The organism is Flavobacterium sp. LK-23, assembly GCF_058135255.1.
Window position 1 is genome coordinate 1 of the sequence record NZ_JBYUVT010000003.1, and the last position, 17,387, is coordinate 17,387.

Sequence of the window (17,387 nt, forward strand, 5' to 3'; positions counted from 1 at the left end):
AATGAGCCCGATACAATATCGAGCTCATTATTATAAAACTTAATTATTAATTTGTCTAAACTTTTGGGTGCAGTCTATAATTGAACAGCCTTTTCTATTTTTAATTTAAGCATACGTCTTATCAATCTGGCTCAAAATAGTTGGATCCTGAATTTCATTGTCTTTCGCAAACAATAAAACTTTAGACATAACCTCAGCCGATTTCGGATCGTCGTCTGCAAATGGAAGGAATAAACGTCCTCTATGTTGCGAATGAATTGGCAATATCGATAAATATTTACCCGGAACCTGATGTACAATCGCGCTTCCTAAATGTACGCTGTATTCGGCCAATTGTCCTTTTATGATGGCATGATTTCCAGTAATTTCAACATTTTTAATTTTAAATAAACGCAATGTTTCTCTTAACAATACTGCTCTCATTTCGATAGAAGAATGACTCGCTTCTGGATCAACTCCGCCAACATGGGCAACGCTTACCACTAAATCAATGTCGCGCATGACTTCTGAGAAAATCCTCGGATTAATATCCTCAAAAGCAATGTTTTTATAATCTTTTAAAGAATGGAATTCGATAGTTTCTAAAGTCGGACTTTCTACATCTGCTGGCGAAAACCAATCTGCCATTGCATACATTTTTACCTGATAGCCTTCTTTATGGAAAACTTTCTGCAATCCTTCCTCATAATCCACTTTCCAGCCTCTTGTTTTCAATAAAGCCAAAGTTTGATTCGGCTGTACTTGATGCCCAGCATAACGTCTTGAAACCGATTTTTCTTTCAGTTCATCTGGCGTTGGAATATATAATTCTCTGAAAATCTGTTTAAATGGCTGTTGCAATTTATTGTCGAAACAATATTTCTGATAATCTACCCAAACATTATTTTTATGCAAATCGAAACAGTGTGCTATTCTGAAAGTCTGTTTTTCATTCAACGAAATCATTTCTCCTAAACCGGTCACTAAACTTCCATCAACATAAAAACCAATTTGATTGTCATTAGAAATAAAAACCAATTTCTCGAGATGTTTCGAAATAATTGGGTGCTCAAAAAGGTTTTGCATTTCTGTGAATAAAAACTCGTCTCCGCGAATCATACTTTCTTCCAAACCTTTTCTCGAACGTGTCCATTGCTCGCGCATGGTTTTTCTATAATTCGTTAGTTCTAGAATACCTTTGTCTTTTTTATATTTCGGCGGAATCGATTTTAATTCTTTTCCTGCTTTATATGTAACCAAATCGGCTTTTCCTTCATTATTGATTACCAAACTTATCGTTACATCATCTAAAACCACTTCGGTTTCTTTTGATAATATATTCTGAACTTGCTTGGTTTCCATTGCCCAAGTCAAACGAACTGGATCTGGGTAACCCGCATTTCTAGCTAAGTTTTCCAATGCCACACGAATCGCCAAAGCTTCGCTCGCCTGTTTCATCGAACCAAATTCTTTACTTTCTTTTTTAAACTGCTGCAAATATTCGTAACGCGCCAAAATATCTTTTTCTGGACTTGCTTTACTTAGAGGCACCAATCCGTAAACACGCAAATAATCTTGATCACGTTTGTCTTTTACTTTGGCTGTAGCTTCCCTGATTTTCAAATCGCCTGTAATCGTGTCTGCATATAAACGCGCACGACGGTGGCCGTTTCCGTCTGTTACATATTTAGCCGATTCGTACAGCATTTCCCATTTTGCTTTTCCAAGTTTTTTGTAAGCCGATGTAAACCAATCTTTATCTACTGCTCCATCTTTAAAATCTTGCAAATCTAAAGTCGAAAATCTCGCCGCTTCACTTTCTAATTCCGAATTTGTAGCACTGTAAGATGCTGTTTTGGTATGCGCATGAAACCACCAGATTCCTTCGTCTAGACCATTCCAATCTAAATAACTGCTGATAAACTTTTGCCATTGTGGCGCATAAATTGCAGTCTGAATCAATCTTTCTTCAGAGATTTTAGCTTTTTTAATTAAAGCATTAAAACTTTCTTGCGTATCTGTTTCTAACGGATAACATCTTTTCAACAAGAAGCTAAATAATTTCTGTTTCGTTAAATCGGTGTAACTCCATGAGTAAATATACCCCTTATATAAACTTGCTTTGCCAAGCGCTGTAATCAATTCGACCAAACGGTTGGCCCCAAAAATCTTCTGGAAACTCTGTACCAAATGCGTTACCGAAGTATTAGAATCTCCTCTTTTAACCTCAATATCCAAAAATGTTTCTCGAATTTTATCTACCATCGAAACTAGGAACGGAAATCTAACCAATAAGTCTTCGCTTCCTTGATTTCTGTAATTTCTATTTCCGCCTGTTAAAAATGAAATTCTTTCTGGTTCCAAAATACCTTCGTACAATTCACCTTCGGTAATTAACTTTTGTTCAAATGCAGCACTATATAACTGAACAAAAGGTTTGCAGTGCGAAATATTTTTTTCCAGTCCGTTTAACTGTCTCCATCTGTACAGATTCCATATCTTAATTTCTTGTTCTGTAGTTACATTTCTTAAGTCGATTCTGTTTAGATAAACATCAAAAAAGTTCTGGCTTTGCCAACCGTTTCCGTTGTTGTTATTGTAATAATATTCATTTTTACCTGGCACGTATTCAAACTCTTTTACAGATTCTGGAAGATCTGCATACAAAGCGCTACTAACGTCAATTAAGAAATCTACTTTTTCTTCAAAAGCATATTTTATTTGCAACGCATTCAAAATATTCAGAATCGCATTGTCCCAATCGTAACCTCTTTTGTTTGGGTGTGGCAGTAATTCTTTATAATAAAAAACATGCTTTTCTAGAAAATCTCTCCAGATTTTTCGATCGCAATTGCTTACAAACGTTAGCAAAAACAAATCTCGTTCTATTAAACCTGAATTTTTAAACCATTCTTCCCAAACTTCATACAACGGATAATTGGTTGCTGCCAATTCTGAATTCTTATCTTCATTTATATTTTTTAATGGTCTAAAAGAATTCCCCAATAAAACAGTCGATTTGCTGTTATCGTAGTTTTCAATTTCGTATTCGTAATTTCTGTTTTCTTCAAACAATTTATAAAGCTTCGCAATTTCGTCTTTAATATGCGACATCGATTTGGAGAAACCGTACTGATGTTCTTTTACCGCTTTTGCATACACCGAATCTGCTTTTGGTTTTGGCAATTCGTAAACTGAAATTTCATTTGGCGTAAAAAATCCGTAACCGTTTTCTGCGCTTAAAAGATCTTGCTTTTTTGAAGGTTCTAACTGCTCAATAAATTTGGTTTCCTTCTCGGTAATTTTTGGTCTTTGCAGATAATCTTTTACCCAATCATTAACCTTATCCGTTAGTTTATTATTTTTCTGAAGCTGAAGCATTACGTCCAACATAGACATACGCTGTTCTAAATCGCCTTTTTCTACGGTCTGATCAACAAAATTGACTACTTTCTGATCTTCTTGTTTGATAAGAATTGCTGTTAGATTCTTTTTTAAATTAGAATTTTTACGTTTAAATAATTCCTGAAAAACAGCCAATTCGTCTTCAGTTAAACTCAAATCTTTTAAAACATTAACCGCCGAAGCCACAAGAGATTCTCCTCTGTCTTTTAAAATTCGCAAAGCAAAATTTCTTTGAAAATCAGTTGGTTCAGTTTTGGTTGGATTGTTTTGATTGCTGTAATACGAATAGCTGTAAAAACTTCCCAATAAATTTCTAGTCAGTTTCTCTCTTAAATTGATCGAGAAGCCTTCAAAATGTTGCAAAACCGCTTCTAATCTTTCGGTATTATCGCCCACCAAATTAATCGCTGCGGCATAAAGCGTATCTCTTTCGAATTTTACATTTAACCACGAAAATACTTTTCCTTCAAAAGTTTTTTCTTTTTCGGTAATGCTTTGTGCAAGATTGTAAACTTTATCAAAGAAGTTCGGATAATCTGTATTTTCGATATAAAACTTCGATTTTGTATTGGCTTCCAACAAAGCATTCATTCTCGAAACTGCAAAGGCTAAAACCTGCAGATTTTCATCTTCTAATGCTTTAAAATAAAGAGGCATTTCGATATAAGGATCGTTGGTTTCTCCCGCAAATTTTAATGCCAGCGATTTCTTTTCGACCGAACCTTTTTCTAATAATTCGTGCAGATACGGAACTGTTTTCTCGACATCTAAAACACCTTGAACCCAAAGCGCCATATAGACTTCGTTATTATTTTTGCTTTTTATGCCAGTCGCAATCGTTTCTGGTTTTGAAAAATAACCCGAAGCCAACTCAATAATATTTCGAACTGTAGTTTCTTTTTCAGAATCCCAACCCAAACCTGTCCAGGTATCAATCGCTCTTACAACCGATGAAAAACGAGTCAGTTTATTATCAATTAACACTTTAATCATGTATTGCAAAGCGCCAATACTTGTTTCGTCCAAAGCTTCCAGAATCGTCTGGCGCAAACCTTCCTGACGCTGCGCTGCAAGAAGCAGTTTTTCTACCAACTCCCAGTTTTCCTGCTTTTCGCTATTTAAAAGGGCTTTGATGATATTTCTAGACACTTTTCCGTGCGAATCTTTATTGAAAATAATGTCTTCAAATAATTGAAAAAGTCCTTCTTTACCAGAATCCAATGCAGCAGACCAAACCATGAATTTAGTAATGGTATTTGAAATCTCGGTATCGTAACGAATTTCATCTTCAATATTCAAATCATAATAAAAAGTAGTGCTGTCCTGATAATTGTATTTGTAAGGTCCGTTTAGCAAAGAACGCAGAAAATTAATCTGACTTACCAGCAAATAACTTTTATGATTTGGTGCTCTAAATGCTCTTCGCGTATAACCCGTCTGATACATTTTTTGAGGCAATCTGCTCCAAGCATCTTTGACGTATGCGGCATTTTCTTCGCCAAAAAAGTAAAGCAAAAGATCGTAGTAATTTTGATCTTCCCAAATATCCTCTTTTACCAAAGTCGCAAACTTTTCGGCTTCTGTAGAACCCAGCGAAATATAATTGCTGTAATAATTGTCCTGAAGTTTTACGAGTTCTAGGCCAAACTCCGCCACTTCTTTTTTTAGTTTTGTTTTAGAAAATAATTTAGTAACCAGATTACTGTTTACAATTTCTTCCAATTCTTTTTTAAATCTCTTAATTGGATTTTCGATTACTTTACTTTTTAATAAATCTTCAATTGTCATATTGTTTATTTTAGATTTCTGATTTTAGATTACTTCACTTTGTCTTCCTGAGCGAAGTCGAAGGATTTCTCCAAACAATTTTGGAATTTTGGGTTTATTTTTTTTTGAATTTGGAATTCGCTTTTGGAATTTGGGATTTACTTTTTGGAATTTAACTACCAATAGCTTCCCGCCAAGAACGTAAGCCTGATAAAAGTGATGGATTTGTTTTGAGATAAATCGATTTCCTCGGTTAACGTTTCTAGCTGATCGTCTCCGTAGAAAATAGCATACAAACCGTCTTCGAAAGCTACAATGGCATTTTCCTGCGCTTTGGCCAAATCTACTTGATTGTGATTGTACAGCGCGCCAAAACCTACTTTTCCAGTATCGGTAAGAATGGGTAAATAATTTTCTTTAGGAAGATGGATTTTGTCTTCGTCTTCAAACTCAAATGAAGCAGAACGGAACAATTGTACCTGATGATCAACAATCGATTCTATGAGTTTTTGTGTACTAATGATAGGATTTTCAATATCCAGAGCGATACTTTTTTCCTGAAGTAGCGGATGTTTTTTTCCTAATTGTTTAACTGAGATGCTTATATTCATCTTTATCGGCTTTTATTTTGAAAGGGTAATGTAAGAATTTTAGAGTGATTTGGCCTTAAAATAATGTCTTTTAAATGTTAAAAAATCTAGGTATTAAAAGTACTATTTGATTGCAAAAAAATACCCTCCCAATTGGTATTGGCAGGGTTTGAGTTTTTATTCGGATAATTTACGATTGCTTACACAAGCCTTCTGAATCTGCTTCTCTGAAAATGGCGATAACGTTTCTGCCAGATTTCGGCTGGTTCTTAAACAGCTTAGTATTTTTTGCCTTAAATTGATATCGTCGCCAAACTCTGTATGCATTAAAAGCTCGAAGATTTCCTGCAAATACATGGGCTGTTCTTTGTAATCTCCCTCAAACAATTCGTCTGAAAGGAAATTAATTACGGATGGCACTACATCACGATGTGTTGGTTTTTGATTTTCTTTTGACATTTTCGAAAATATTTAAACGCACGAAGCCCTCATCTTCGGTTGTGTCAAAACACTACAAGGAGTGGAATTAGGGCTATCACTAGCTCCAGCAACGTGAATGAGGGCTCGTTATGTTAACTTAAAATTTAAGTTTCGGATTTCTCCCTGTATAGTATTTTGACTTTACAAAGATATATTTTTATTTTAAAAAGAAAGAAAAAACTTACTTAAAATACTTTAAATTATAATACTAAACATATATTGGAAAAACAAAGATAGATATATGAGGATAATTGTTCACTTTTAATGAATTTAAATATTAAAAACCATATTTCTTCTCTCTCTTTTTGAATGCCTCTTTTCCACCTTCAACAATTTCTGCAATATGTTCACGAATCCCCATTGATTTTAATAAATCTGTATCGCCATTTTTAGGAAATGTGTCCTCTAACGCTCCATTAATATAATCAAAATGATAATCACTTGTACTTTCGTTTCCTGTATCGTTTTGTCCTTTTTGATTTGCAACAATTATGTTTTCAGCATCTGCATTAACAACAATATTGGGATTATGAGTAACTAAAATAATTTGCCTTTCTCTCTTTTTCTCTTTTAAAAATTCAACCAATTCATGAGAAACTGAACGGTTATCAAGATTATCTTCAGGTTGATCAATTAAAATCGGACCATCATCTTTACTTAGTTTTATAATCAATTTAAGCAGGACAAAGCTCGCTTTTCCCGTGGACATTTTATGAATATCATCTCCTTGCGATTTTACATCCCAATGATCGAAAAAGAAGTCTGTAAATATTTTTTCGCAAGCATCTTTTTGTGAATTTCCCCCTTTTGTTACTAGTAGATTATTTTCAATTTTTTCAAACATCACCCTCAGTGCTTTTTCAATTTCTGTAAAATCTACTTCAGCAAGTGCAGATTTTGGATTGTCATTCGCATACTGATATAAATAACTAAAACCTTGATTATTAAAACTCCTACCATTAAAAATTTCATCTGCTAACTCTCTAAACTTAGGAAAATTATACTTTATAACTGGTAAGATTTCAATTTTATCCGTTTTATTCTGAATATTTGAAATACGAGGTTTTAGATCTTCAATTATAGCTTCATATAGTTTCAAATTGGCAGCAAAATCATTAAATATTTTTTCTCTTTGAGAAACAATAGCAATTTTCGTAGTTTCTATTTCTTTTAAAAATTGCTCAATAGCTGCAAGTTTAGATTCATCCTCTGCAATACTTTTTTGAAGCGCTGCTACTTGCTTCTGATCTTCCAATTTATTATTAAAAGATTGCAAACTAATATCAACACTCTTTTTAGCTACATTCACTAATATTGTTTCCTCAGCAAACGTTGAGCCTAAAACAAACTTATTATCCTCATCTTTAATAAATTCCTTTGAAATTTGATTTATATTTATCAATGCATCATCGATAAATTGTAATTTACTTGAATATTCATTCTTAATAGTTTCATTTTGCAAAGAATCTAAAAGTAATTTCTTTTTACTTACAAATTCATTGAAGAAACGTGCTATATCAGATCGAAAAATATCTAATTTTTCAAAATCTGTATTAATTTCATTCTCTTTTATATTTAATAAGCTCAACTTTTCATTAAGATCTTTATATTGAATTTGCTCTTCAGCTGTAAAGTCTTTATTTAGTTGTGCGATCTTTTGCTTATTAAATTCTATTCCTTCTTTTAATGCCTTTGTATCTCCTTTAGTTTGTAAATCATCTTCTTTTTTCTTTAAGTCATTTTTTAAATTGAAATAATAATCTATATCCTGACTTCTTTTTTCGTCATTTCTCTGAGCATGGGCTACAAAATCATCATATTTAGCTTTATAATCAGGATCTTCTAGTATTAAATCTCGAATTAATTTTTTTAAAGTAGCACCATTTTTTCTACTCTTGTCTACAAGGTTTGCAAGATGATTTTGAGGAATATATTTTATACTTGGTAAAATACTAGAATTTACTGCACGATCTTTTAATGTCTGACTGCTTCTTGAAAATAAATCTATATTAAAATTATAATCAGTATCAATATAATCTTTTGAAACAAAACTTAAATCATATAAATCTTTTTCCTTATAATCTTCTATGTCTGTATATTTCAAAACTTTATCAGATACATTAGAATATAGAGTTCTTGCAATTTCATACAATAAAATAGATTTACCAGAAGATTTACCCCCAATTATGACATTAAGATTTTTGTTAAAATAAATTGGCTCTTCAGTAAATCTTTTATTCGAAGATTTAAAAGTTATCTTTTCAATCATCAAATTATCTAATTTTTCAGATTCGGGTTGTTCTTTTTGAATTCTAACTCTTTCTTCTGGTTCATAGGTTATTTGTTTTAAACCTTCAAAAGTTGGATTAGCTTTTATCCAAAGGTTTTGTTTTACGATATAATCTGTAATCTTATGATTGTCAGAGCAAATTATCATTGGTAATCTAAATCCTAAATTGGGAAATACCTTGTCATTATAACTTATTTGATCAGTTTCTTTCCCTAATTCAAAAATATCAATGAATCCCTTCACCAAACCAACTTTTTGAGCTATCTTATCTGGTAATGAATTTGTTATATTCTCAAAAGTATTAGCTTTACTTCCTGCATGCACTGTAACTAAACCACCTTGTTCATGAATTAGCTTAGAAGTCTCCTTAAAGTCACATTGAATATTGGCATCACCTCCAATAGCTAGTATATCAGTTTGAGTTATATTACATGCTGACTGCAACTTTATCCATATGTCTGTTAACTCTTGTTTACTCAATTTTTCTGAAAAAATTCCTATATAATGAATTGACTCACTTCCTCCTAATTCAGCTCTAAATTCTATTCCTGGTAAAACGGTTATATTTTTTGCCTTTCCAATTTTTTGCAACTCACATATTCTTTCTACATCTATTAAATGATGATCTGTTATTGCAACAACAGAAATATTGTTACTTTCTAGAATATTAATAATCTGGTCATTTGTTATCGACTTATCCTTATAGTCATATGAAGATGGAGTATGAAAATGTAAATCCCATTTTCTCCATTCTGAACCTCTGTTAATCATAATTATCTTAGTTTATGTTGGTTAGTTAGCTTTATCTTCTGTTTTTAAAATCTAGCATCAAAAATGCATAAAATTTCATAAGATATTTTACGGTTTTCCATAAATATAAAAATTGAATATTTCTCAAATATATATAAACAAAAAGCCCTCAAACCAAGTACAAACACCTGATTTAAAAGGGAACAAATAATCTTTAGAATTAATATCTAAATCCCAAAAAAGCTTTTAGAATTTCGAGTCGTTTCCTCCGCTACTTTAGCTAAATTAATTCCTTTAAACTGAGCAATTGTTCCGGCAACATACGGCAGAAAAGCAGGTTCGCAACGACGTTCATGGTATTTCTTAAGGAGGCTGTTCGGGACATTTTTAGGAAGCATAAACGGCGCATCGGTTTCAATCATCATTCGGTCGAGCGGTACGTACTGAATGACTTCTTTTAAATGGCTGAAACGCTTGGCATCTGAAATCGCTCCCGTAAAACCCAGATAAAATCCGTTATCGAGATAGGTTTTGGCTTCTTGCAACGTTCCCGTAAAACAATGCACAACGGCTTTTGGCAATTGCGGTAAATAGTCTTTGGTAATATTCATAAAAGAACTAAAAGCGCTTCTTTCGTGCAAAAACAAAGGTTTCTGTACTTCAATCGCCAATTCTAATTGGGCTTTGTAACATTCTTCCTGTTTGTTTCGGGGCGAAAAGTCACGATCAAAATCGAGTCCGCATTCACCAACCGAAACTACGTGTTTCAGTTCTAATAATTTCATGAGTTTCGAAATACTCTGCGCATCAAAACTCTTCGCATCATGCGGGTGTATTCCTGCCGTTGCATACAGCACGCCCGGATATTGCCTCGCAATCTTCGCAGATTCTTCACTATTTCGTACACTGGTGCCTGTGAGTATCATTTGCAATACATCGGCGTCGAGCGCGTCTTGTACGACATCGTCTATGTCGTTTTGGAATTGTTTGTTGGTCAAATTAATTCCGATATCTATGTAATTCATTTTTTTTAAAGTTGCTAAGGTTCTGAGAGGCTAAGATTCTAAGTTTTTTTCTCTCTGTTGCCTTAAATTATTTTTTATTTTTTGCCACTAAGGCACTAGGACGCTAAGTTTTTTGTTTTTAATCTCGCAAAGTCGCGGAGTCGCAAAGTTTTTATTTTAGCCACAGATTATTAAGATTAAAAGGATTATTTTAAAATCTGCTGAATCTGCGTGAAAAAATCTTTGCGAACTTTGCGGTTAAAATCACCACAAAGCGTTAGACGCACTGCCGTGCGCCTATACACTGAAAACTGCGACCGCGACTGAATACTAAAAATCAATCCTCACGACTTCCATCATCTGCCATTCTAACCAATTTTGGTGTAAACTTCGCTACAACATCCACTAAATCCTGTTGCGCTTCCATTACCTGATTGATATCTTTATACGCCATTGGAGCTTCGTCAAGACCTGCACCGATAAGCGTAACACCATGATCTCTCAGGATCGATTTCATTTCGGTTTGTGTGATGTTTTTTATGGCTTGGGTTCTGCTCATTTGTCTTCCTGCTCCATGCGAAGCCGAATTAATGGCGTTCTCCTCGCCTTTTCCTCTCACCAAAAATCCCGGTGCGGTCATACTTCCCGGAATTATTCCCATAACGCCTTTTCCGGCTGGAGTTGCTCCTTTTCTATGTACAATCACTTCTTCGCCGTTCCAGATTTCTTTCCAGGCAAAATTATGGTGGTTTTCGACTTTGGCTAAAATCGTCGCACCTAGAGCGCGTTCCATTTTGTTATGGATAATCTCATGACAAGCCGAAGCGTAATCTCCCGCCAAATTCATCGCCAGCCAATATTCCTGACCTAACTGTGAGTTCATATCTAAATACGCCAAGTTTTTTGCCACTTCTGGAAGTTTACATTCGTCTTTGGCGATTTTAGTATAATGTCCCGCAATGGTTGCTCCCATTCCGCGTGAACCAGAATGCGTTAACAAAGCGACATATTTTCCTTTTGGGATATTCAAAACCGCATCGTCTTGCGCAAATTCCATGATTCCGAATTCCACAAAGTGATTTCCACCACCTGAAGATCCTAATTGCGACCAGGCTTTATCTTTCAAGTTCTTCACAAACGGATTCATATTAAATGTATCATTCTCCAAAACCGCATGATCTGATTTGTACTGACCGTGAAATCCGTGACCTGCTCCAAAAATCGAATTTGCAATTAATTCTTTTTTGAATTTGGCTTCGTTTTCAAAGTAAAAATCTTCGGGAATATCATAAACCGACAACGCCATTCTACATCCAATATCAACCCCAACACCATACGGAATAATGGCATTTTTTGTGGCTAAAACTCCGCCAATCGGTAATCCGTAACCTTGGTGCGCGTCTGGCATTAAAGCTCCGGCAACCGTAACAGGCAGTTTCATGGCAACTTCCATTTGTTTTCTGGCTCCATCTTCGATATGATCTAATCCGTAAGCCGAATACGCATTCGGATTTTCGTTTAACGCAATGAAATCTTCTGGTTTTTCATTCGATTTTTCGATTAAAGCAACAGCCAGTTTGCTGAAGATTTTATCGTCGATATAATTCTCCGGAGTTTCTAAGACGTTTTTGAAATTTGTAATCATTTCGTCTCTTGTAAATCCGTTTCTTTTGCTGTTTATTTTTAAGGCAATTCCAATTATTTTTCCTTCTGGGAATCCTAATTCTAATATATCTGTACCGTTTATTTGTGTTTTCATTTTTCTTTCTATTTTGATAGTACAAAGGTTAAATACTACTGCGCAGTTATTTTGCGTAGTTTTATTATTTCTCGCAAAGGCGCAGAGGCGCTAAGATTTTTCTTTTTTAAGCCACAGATTATGAGGATAAAAAGGATTTTTTTTCATTTCAACTTAAGGAGAAATCACACTAGAAACTCCGCACAGTACGTCGCCAATCTTTGTCAAATCCCGCGTGTGATTTCTCCCTTCGGTCGAAATGACAAACTGTGTGGTTACAGTAACCTCAAAGATTTTTGTCCGCTCCCGATAGCTATCGGGATTGCAGATTCTGCAGATTTTTTAGTAATCCTTTTAATCCTCATAATCTGTGGCTTAAAAAAACTTTGCGCCTTCGCGCCTTTGCAAGATTAAATTTTCCAATCTTTGCGGAGACGCACAGCAGTGCGCCTCTACAAACCTTTATTACTTTGTCACTTTGCAACTTTGCAACTTAATCCACCAATAATTGTGTAACAACCGCAGGATTCATCGCCCATTTTGCTGTATAAACCTCATCGGCAATTTCGTTTTCGGTGATTGTTAAGCCTTGGGCTTCCGCTTTAAGCTGTAACAAACTACCAATATTCAATTTGCTGTTTAGTTTTGACAACAATGCCTGAACGCCTTTGAAATCCAATCCGCCAACAACCTGACCTCCGAATGTCATCTCTAACCAAACGATTTCTCTTTTGGCTACATCCAACACTCCAAAAACCAAACCTTTGACAACATTTTGCGTCACACGAACCTGATGATCTACACACGACGGATCGTATGCTACACCAGTTTTCTCCGAAATTTTCATCGGGTGTTTGCTGTTCATCCAACCTACGATTAAATTTGGCGAAATACTTCCATTGCTGTACGCGTTGCAAGTAAAAGTTACAAATTTTGCTTTGGCTTTCGCCAATTCGTCGATATTGATGTTGATATATTCGGCAGTTCCAATTTTATTTGGAATGCTTCGGATATCACCACTATGCTGACAACCTGTAGTAGTCAATCGGCTGAAAGAACAAATATCGGCTTTATCTTCATAAGCGATATGACAGCTTAAATCCATATCTAAATGCTGTGCAGGCAAATCTTTACCCCATTGCATAAACAATCGCACTTCGTTTCCTTCAATTGGGAAACGTGTTCCCATTAAAGCAACTGGCAAATCTTGAACTGTTTCGCTTCGATCTCCTATAGAAACCGGAATATTAAACAATTGCGGATCGATATACATTGTTTTATTAGTATTCGCCACTTTTGCAAATCGTTTTTTCATGGCCAAAAGACACAATTCTTCGATCTGATTTTTCATCGCTTCCAACTGAAAATCTTCGTACAATTTCAATAAACCGTTTGGTTCAATTCGTTTGTTGGTTCCACCCAAAGGTTTCACACTTCTCTGCATGTTTTTATCAAAATAATTTTGAGCATACATGTTTAATGTAAACACCAATCGAGCTGGAACTTTATCGATGATTTCTTCAAAATGAGCAATCGTTTCTTCTGCTCCAAACCATAGCATGTTCGAGAATAACGAACGTGCAAACAATCCTGGACGCTGTTTTAATAAGGCAAAAGTCTTATCGGCATCAAATTTCAATCTTGACGAATCTACTTTGCTCTGCCAAACATCGTACACTTGGTTGTAGAATACATCCATTAAAAAGTTCAATTTCTCAAACCCTTTTCTTTTGCTGTATTCTGCCAAACGCAACGCTCGGATAAAACGAACCCACATTCCTCTTTTTGGATGCATGGTTTCGCACATAGCTTCAACATCCATGTTCATATTGTTCAACCAATTTGCCACCATTAAACACTCTTTTCGGGAATATTTTAGTTTCAAATCTTTTTGAGATGCAATTCTTGCCTGAACGCTTGTATCTAAAGCATTATGGAAATGATGTGCATTTTTTGATGTTCTTTTGATAATCGTTTTTGGTTCGATAATTTGAAGCATTCCTGTGTTTTTATACCACAAGTATCGCAAGATATCGGTTGGCGTTTTCAAAAACTGAGACGCTTCGTCTTCTTTACCATTTTCGATCAAAAGATCAATCACCAGCATTAAAGTTTCCTTCATTGCTACTTCTGTTTTTGGTAAAGGCAAATACTGCATCGCCATTTTTAAACTATCTACCTGAGTAGCGTCTAAAGCGGTTTTAGATTGCAATAACGATATATAGAAATCATTTAAATCTTTTTCTGACCACAATTCCAACATTTTCAATTTGCTTCCTTGTCCGATATTTTCCAGTTTTCCAAATTCAAACGGAGTTCCGCAGAATGGACAACCGTTGTATCTTTCTAATGGAAAAGTATTATCTGGGATAATATGACCGCATTGTAAAGTTGTTCCGTTTTTAGTTTTAAAAACGTTTCCGAAATACGTGATAATATGATCTACAACAGATTCGCCTGTTGGAATATTCCATTCTTTTACTAATGGTGTCCAGTTTTTATCTGTTCCTAAAACTTCTCTCAAAACTTCTAAAACCTCGATTTTATAGTTCGGACTCACATTGTTTAAAGCGTGAAGCAAAGTTTCAGAAAATGTAAATCCAAGTTTAGAAACATTGGCTAACAAAACTGAAGTTGTTCCTGATAAATTTTTAACATCATTCGTAATCATTTCTGATGGAATGAAAATGGCATTTTGACGTAAACTGATTTTTAATAATTCTTTTGTTTTCATTTTTTTTAATTTTTAAAATTTAGATAATGGTGTTTCTGAGTTCTACCTAAAAGATTTTTGAAGTAAGAAACACTTGACCTGAAATTTGACGATAATTGATTAACTGAGTTTATCTGGTGGGTTTCCCCGAGAAGTAAGTTAATCTTGACCCTCATTTTTTATTAATGATGATTTTAAAACTTTGTTCGGATTCGAACCGAAAGTAGCCGTGTTCTGAAGTAAGTTTCAATTGACCATTAATTGTGGAGCAGGTGGGATTCGAACCCACGACCCGGACATTAAAAGTGTACGAAGTAAGTTTTGATTGACCTTTAATTGATAATTTCAAAACTACCTGCTCTAACCGCTGAGCTACTGCCCCAATTATGATTATAAAATAAAAAGGTAATGGTGTAAGTGGTACATTGGAAAGTGTTTTCGAAGTAACTTAAACTTGACCTATTTTATTCTTTTTTTATTTCTATGAACGTTTGTTTTTTATTTCCTGAACAAAGATTTCAAAACTAGTGCGCAGTTATTTTGCGCAGTGAAATTTTTGTTTTCATTTTTTAGAAATACTATTTGTTTTATTTCTTGAGCAAAGATTTCAAAACTACTACGCAATTATTTTGCGCAGTAAAAAAAGAATTTTAAATTTGAGTAAATATTAATTTGAAAAAAGCGCCTAAGTCCCAGAGGGACGAAATATTTATAGCTCTTTGATGATGCCTAAAAAGAGCCCCAGCGGGGCGACATATTTTTTAATAAAGCCCAACTTAAGTGTGGCTCCGCTGGAGCTTTATGATTGGGTCTTATACATTAGCTATAAATATTTAGCTCCTCTGGAGCTAAATAAATCCACTTACGATTATGAATTTAGAAAAAATTTATTCTGATTTACTCTCTAATATTGGCTTTTCAGCAAATGAAATTCAGCAAAAATGGTTGGATTTAGAAAAGGCATATTCCAAAAAATCAAGGCATTATCATAATCTCACGCATTTAAAAGAAATGATTGCCAGTTTTGAAACCTATCGTGATCAACTTCAAAATCCAGATGAAATATTATTTTCAATCTTTTATCATGATTTTGTGTATTCGGCTTCCAAAAAAGACAACGAACTCAAAAGTGCCGAATATACTTTGGCAATTTTACCTGAAAATGTCAGTCTGAATAAAGAATTGGTTTTTGATGCGATTTGTGCAACACAACAACATCAGCAAAATGAAATACAAGACATTAACTGGTTAATCGATTTTGATTTAAAAATCCTCGCTAAAGATTGGTATGATTATAAAATCTATTTCGAACAAATTAGAAAAGAATACCGCATCTATCCTGATTTTATATACAAACCCGGACGTGCCAAAGCGTTGAAGCATTTTCTGGAGAATAAGTTTATTTTTCAGACCGAGGATTTTAGGAGTTTGTATGAGGAGAAAGCGAGAGCTAATATTGAAAAAGAGATTTCAATATTAACATAAAGTATATCTGTAGAGACGCACTGCAGTGCGTCTACGCAACGAATATCCACAATACGTTAGACGCACTGCGGTGCGTCTCTACAATACAAACCGAAAAAACAAGCATTCTTATGTCACAAAACAAAAACGCCCTAATCCGATACAAAACAATTGATAAATGCCTACAGAATAAATACAGACAATGGACACTCGAAGATTTAATCGAAGAATGTTCTGAAGCTTTATTTGAATATGAAGGACGACAAAACCCAATCAGCAAGCGAACCATTCAGATGGATATTCAATTGATGCGAAGTGAGAAATTGGGTTACAATGCGCCAATCGTGGTTTACGATAAAAAGTATTATAAATATGAAGACGAAGATTTTTCGATAACCGATATTCCGCTGACGGAAACCGATATGAATGTTTTGACCGAAACGGTTTCGATGCTAAAACAGTTTAAAGATTTCTCTTTATTTAATGATGTTTCGGATATTCTACAGCGATTGGAAGATAAAATCTATTCCGAAAAATCACATACCAAACCTGTAATTTACCTGGATAAAAATGAGAAGTTAAAAGGACTGCATTATCTAGACGAAATATATCAGGCGATTATCAAGAAAATGGTGCTGATTATTACGTATAAATCTTTTAAATCTGCAGAAGAAACAAAATTCCATTTTCATCCTTTTATATTAAAAGAGTTTAACAATCGCTGGTTTTTAATCGGAAAGAAAAAAGCCTCACAGCCGATTACCAATTTGGCTTTGGACAGAATCATTTCTATTGATTACGATTTTAATCTTACTTATTTAGAGGAAGATTTTGACGCTGACATTTATTACAAAGATGTCATTGGTGTAACAGTAAATTCGGGATTGAATGCAAGACGAATTGAATTATGGGTCGATGCTTCGAATGCGCCTTATGTACTCACAAAACCTTTGCATACGTCTCAGCGATTAATTAAGGAAAATGAAGACGGGAGTGTTATTATACATATATATGTAATACCCAACTATGAAATGGAAAGGCTTCTTTTGGGTTTTGGAAGCTGTCTGGAAATTTTAAGACCTGAAAGTCTGAGAAATCGTATGAAAAAGACCCTTCAGGAGGCAATTTCGCGTTACGATTCTGAAAAACCAACTGAAATAAATGCATGATTTTTTACAGAATACAGAAATAAATGCTTTTTAAAAAT

General features: G+C 34.4%; 9 protein-coding genes and 1 tRNA gene. 2 read left to right on the forward strand and 8 right to left on the reverse strand.

Annotation, left to right across the window (positions count from 1 at the left end):
* Window positions 1-105: 105 nt before the first annotated feature.
* The 8 genes from AC3Y25_RS05695 to AC3Y25_RS05730 all read right to left on the reverse strand — a co-directional run bounded on the left by AC3Y25_RS05695 (window position 106) and on the right by AC3Y25_RS05730 (window position 15,098).
* Complete coding sequence (locus AC3Y25_RS05695) at window positions 106-5,172, reverse strand: DUF4132 domain-containing protein (RefSeq protein ID WP_489902049.1); 5,067 nt, start codon at window positions 5,170-5,172, stop codon at window positions 106-108.
* Between the two features lie 155 nt (window positions 5,173-5,327).
* Window positions 5,328-5,762, reverse strand: a complete 435-nt coding sequence (locus tag AC3Y25_RS05700; RefSeq protein ID WP_489902050.1) for a hypothetical protein — start codon at window positions 5,760-5,762, stop codon at window positions 5,328-5,330.
* 156 nt (window positions 5,763-5,918) lie between these two features.
* A complete protein-coding gene (locus AC3Y25_RS05705; RefSeq protein WP_202003532.1) occupies window positions 5,919-6,200 on the reverse strand; it encodes a hypothetical protein in 282 nt (93 codons plus the stop codon).
* Window positions 6,201-6,498: 298 nt separating this feature from the next.
* On the reverse strand, window positions 6,499-9,282 hold the full coding sequence (locus tag AC3Y25_RS05710; protein ID WP_489902051.1) for a TrlF family AAA-like ATPase: 2,784 nt from the start codon (window positions 9,280-9,282) through the stop codon (window positions 6,499-6,501).
* Between the two features lie 206 nt (window positions 9,283-9,488).
* Window positions 9,489-10,286 carry a TatD family hydrolase gene (locus AC3Y25_RS05715; protein WP_489902052.1) on the reverse strand — a complete coding sequence of 266 codons (798 nt, stop codon included), beginning with the start codon at window positions 10,284-10,286 and terminating at the stop codon, window positions 9,489-9,491.
* A 316-nt stretch (window positions 10,287-10,602) separates the two neighbouring features.
* Window positions 10,603-12,024 carry an RtcB family protein gene (locus AC3Y25_RS05720; protein ID WP_489902053.1) on the reverse strand — a complete coding sequence of 474 codons (1,422 nt, stop codon included), beginning with the start codon at window positions 12,022-12,024 and terminating at the stop codon, window positions 10,603-10,605.
* A 472-nt stretch (window positions 12,025-12,496) separates the two neighbouring features.
* Window positions 12,497-14,737: a hypothetical protein gene (locus AC3Y25_RS05725; RefSeq protein ID WP_489902054.1), complete on the reverse strand. Its 2,241-nt coding sequence runs from the start codon at window positions 14,735-14,737 to the stop codon at window positions 12,497-12,499.
* A gap of 243 nt (window positions 14,738-14,980) precedes the next feature.
* Window positions 14,981-15,098: transfer RNA gene (locus AC3Y25_RS05730), tRNA-OTHER, on the reverse strand.
* A 488-nt stretch (window positions 15,099-15,586) separates the two neighbouring features.
* Between AC3Y25_RS05730 and AC3Y25_RS05735 the strand changes: the two genes are divergently transcribed.
* Together AC3Y25_RS05735 and AC3Y25_RS05740 are read left to right on the forward strand one after the other, a co-directional pair.
* The gene (locus AC3Y25_RS05735) at window positions 15,587-16,201 is read left to right on the forward strand and encodes an HD domain-containing protein (protein ID WP_489902055.1); all 615 of its coding nucleotides are present in this window, start codon (window positions 15,587-15,589) and stop codon (window positions 16,199-16,201) included.
* 110 nt (window positions 16,202-16,311) lie between these two features.
* Window positions 16,312-17,349: a helix-turn-helix transcriptional regulator gene (locus tag AC3Y25_RS05740; protein ID WP_489902056.1), complete on the forward strand. Its 1,038-nt coding sequence runs from the start codon at window positions 16,312-16,314 to the stop codon at window positions 17,347-17,349.
* The last annotated feature ends 38 nt before the right edge of the window (window positions 17,350-17,387 follow it).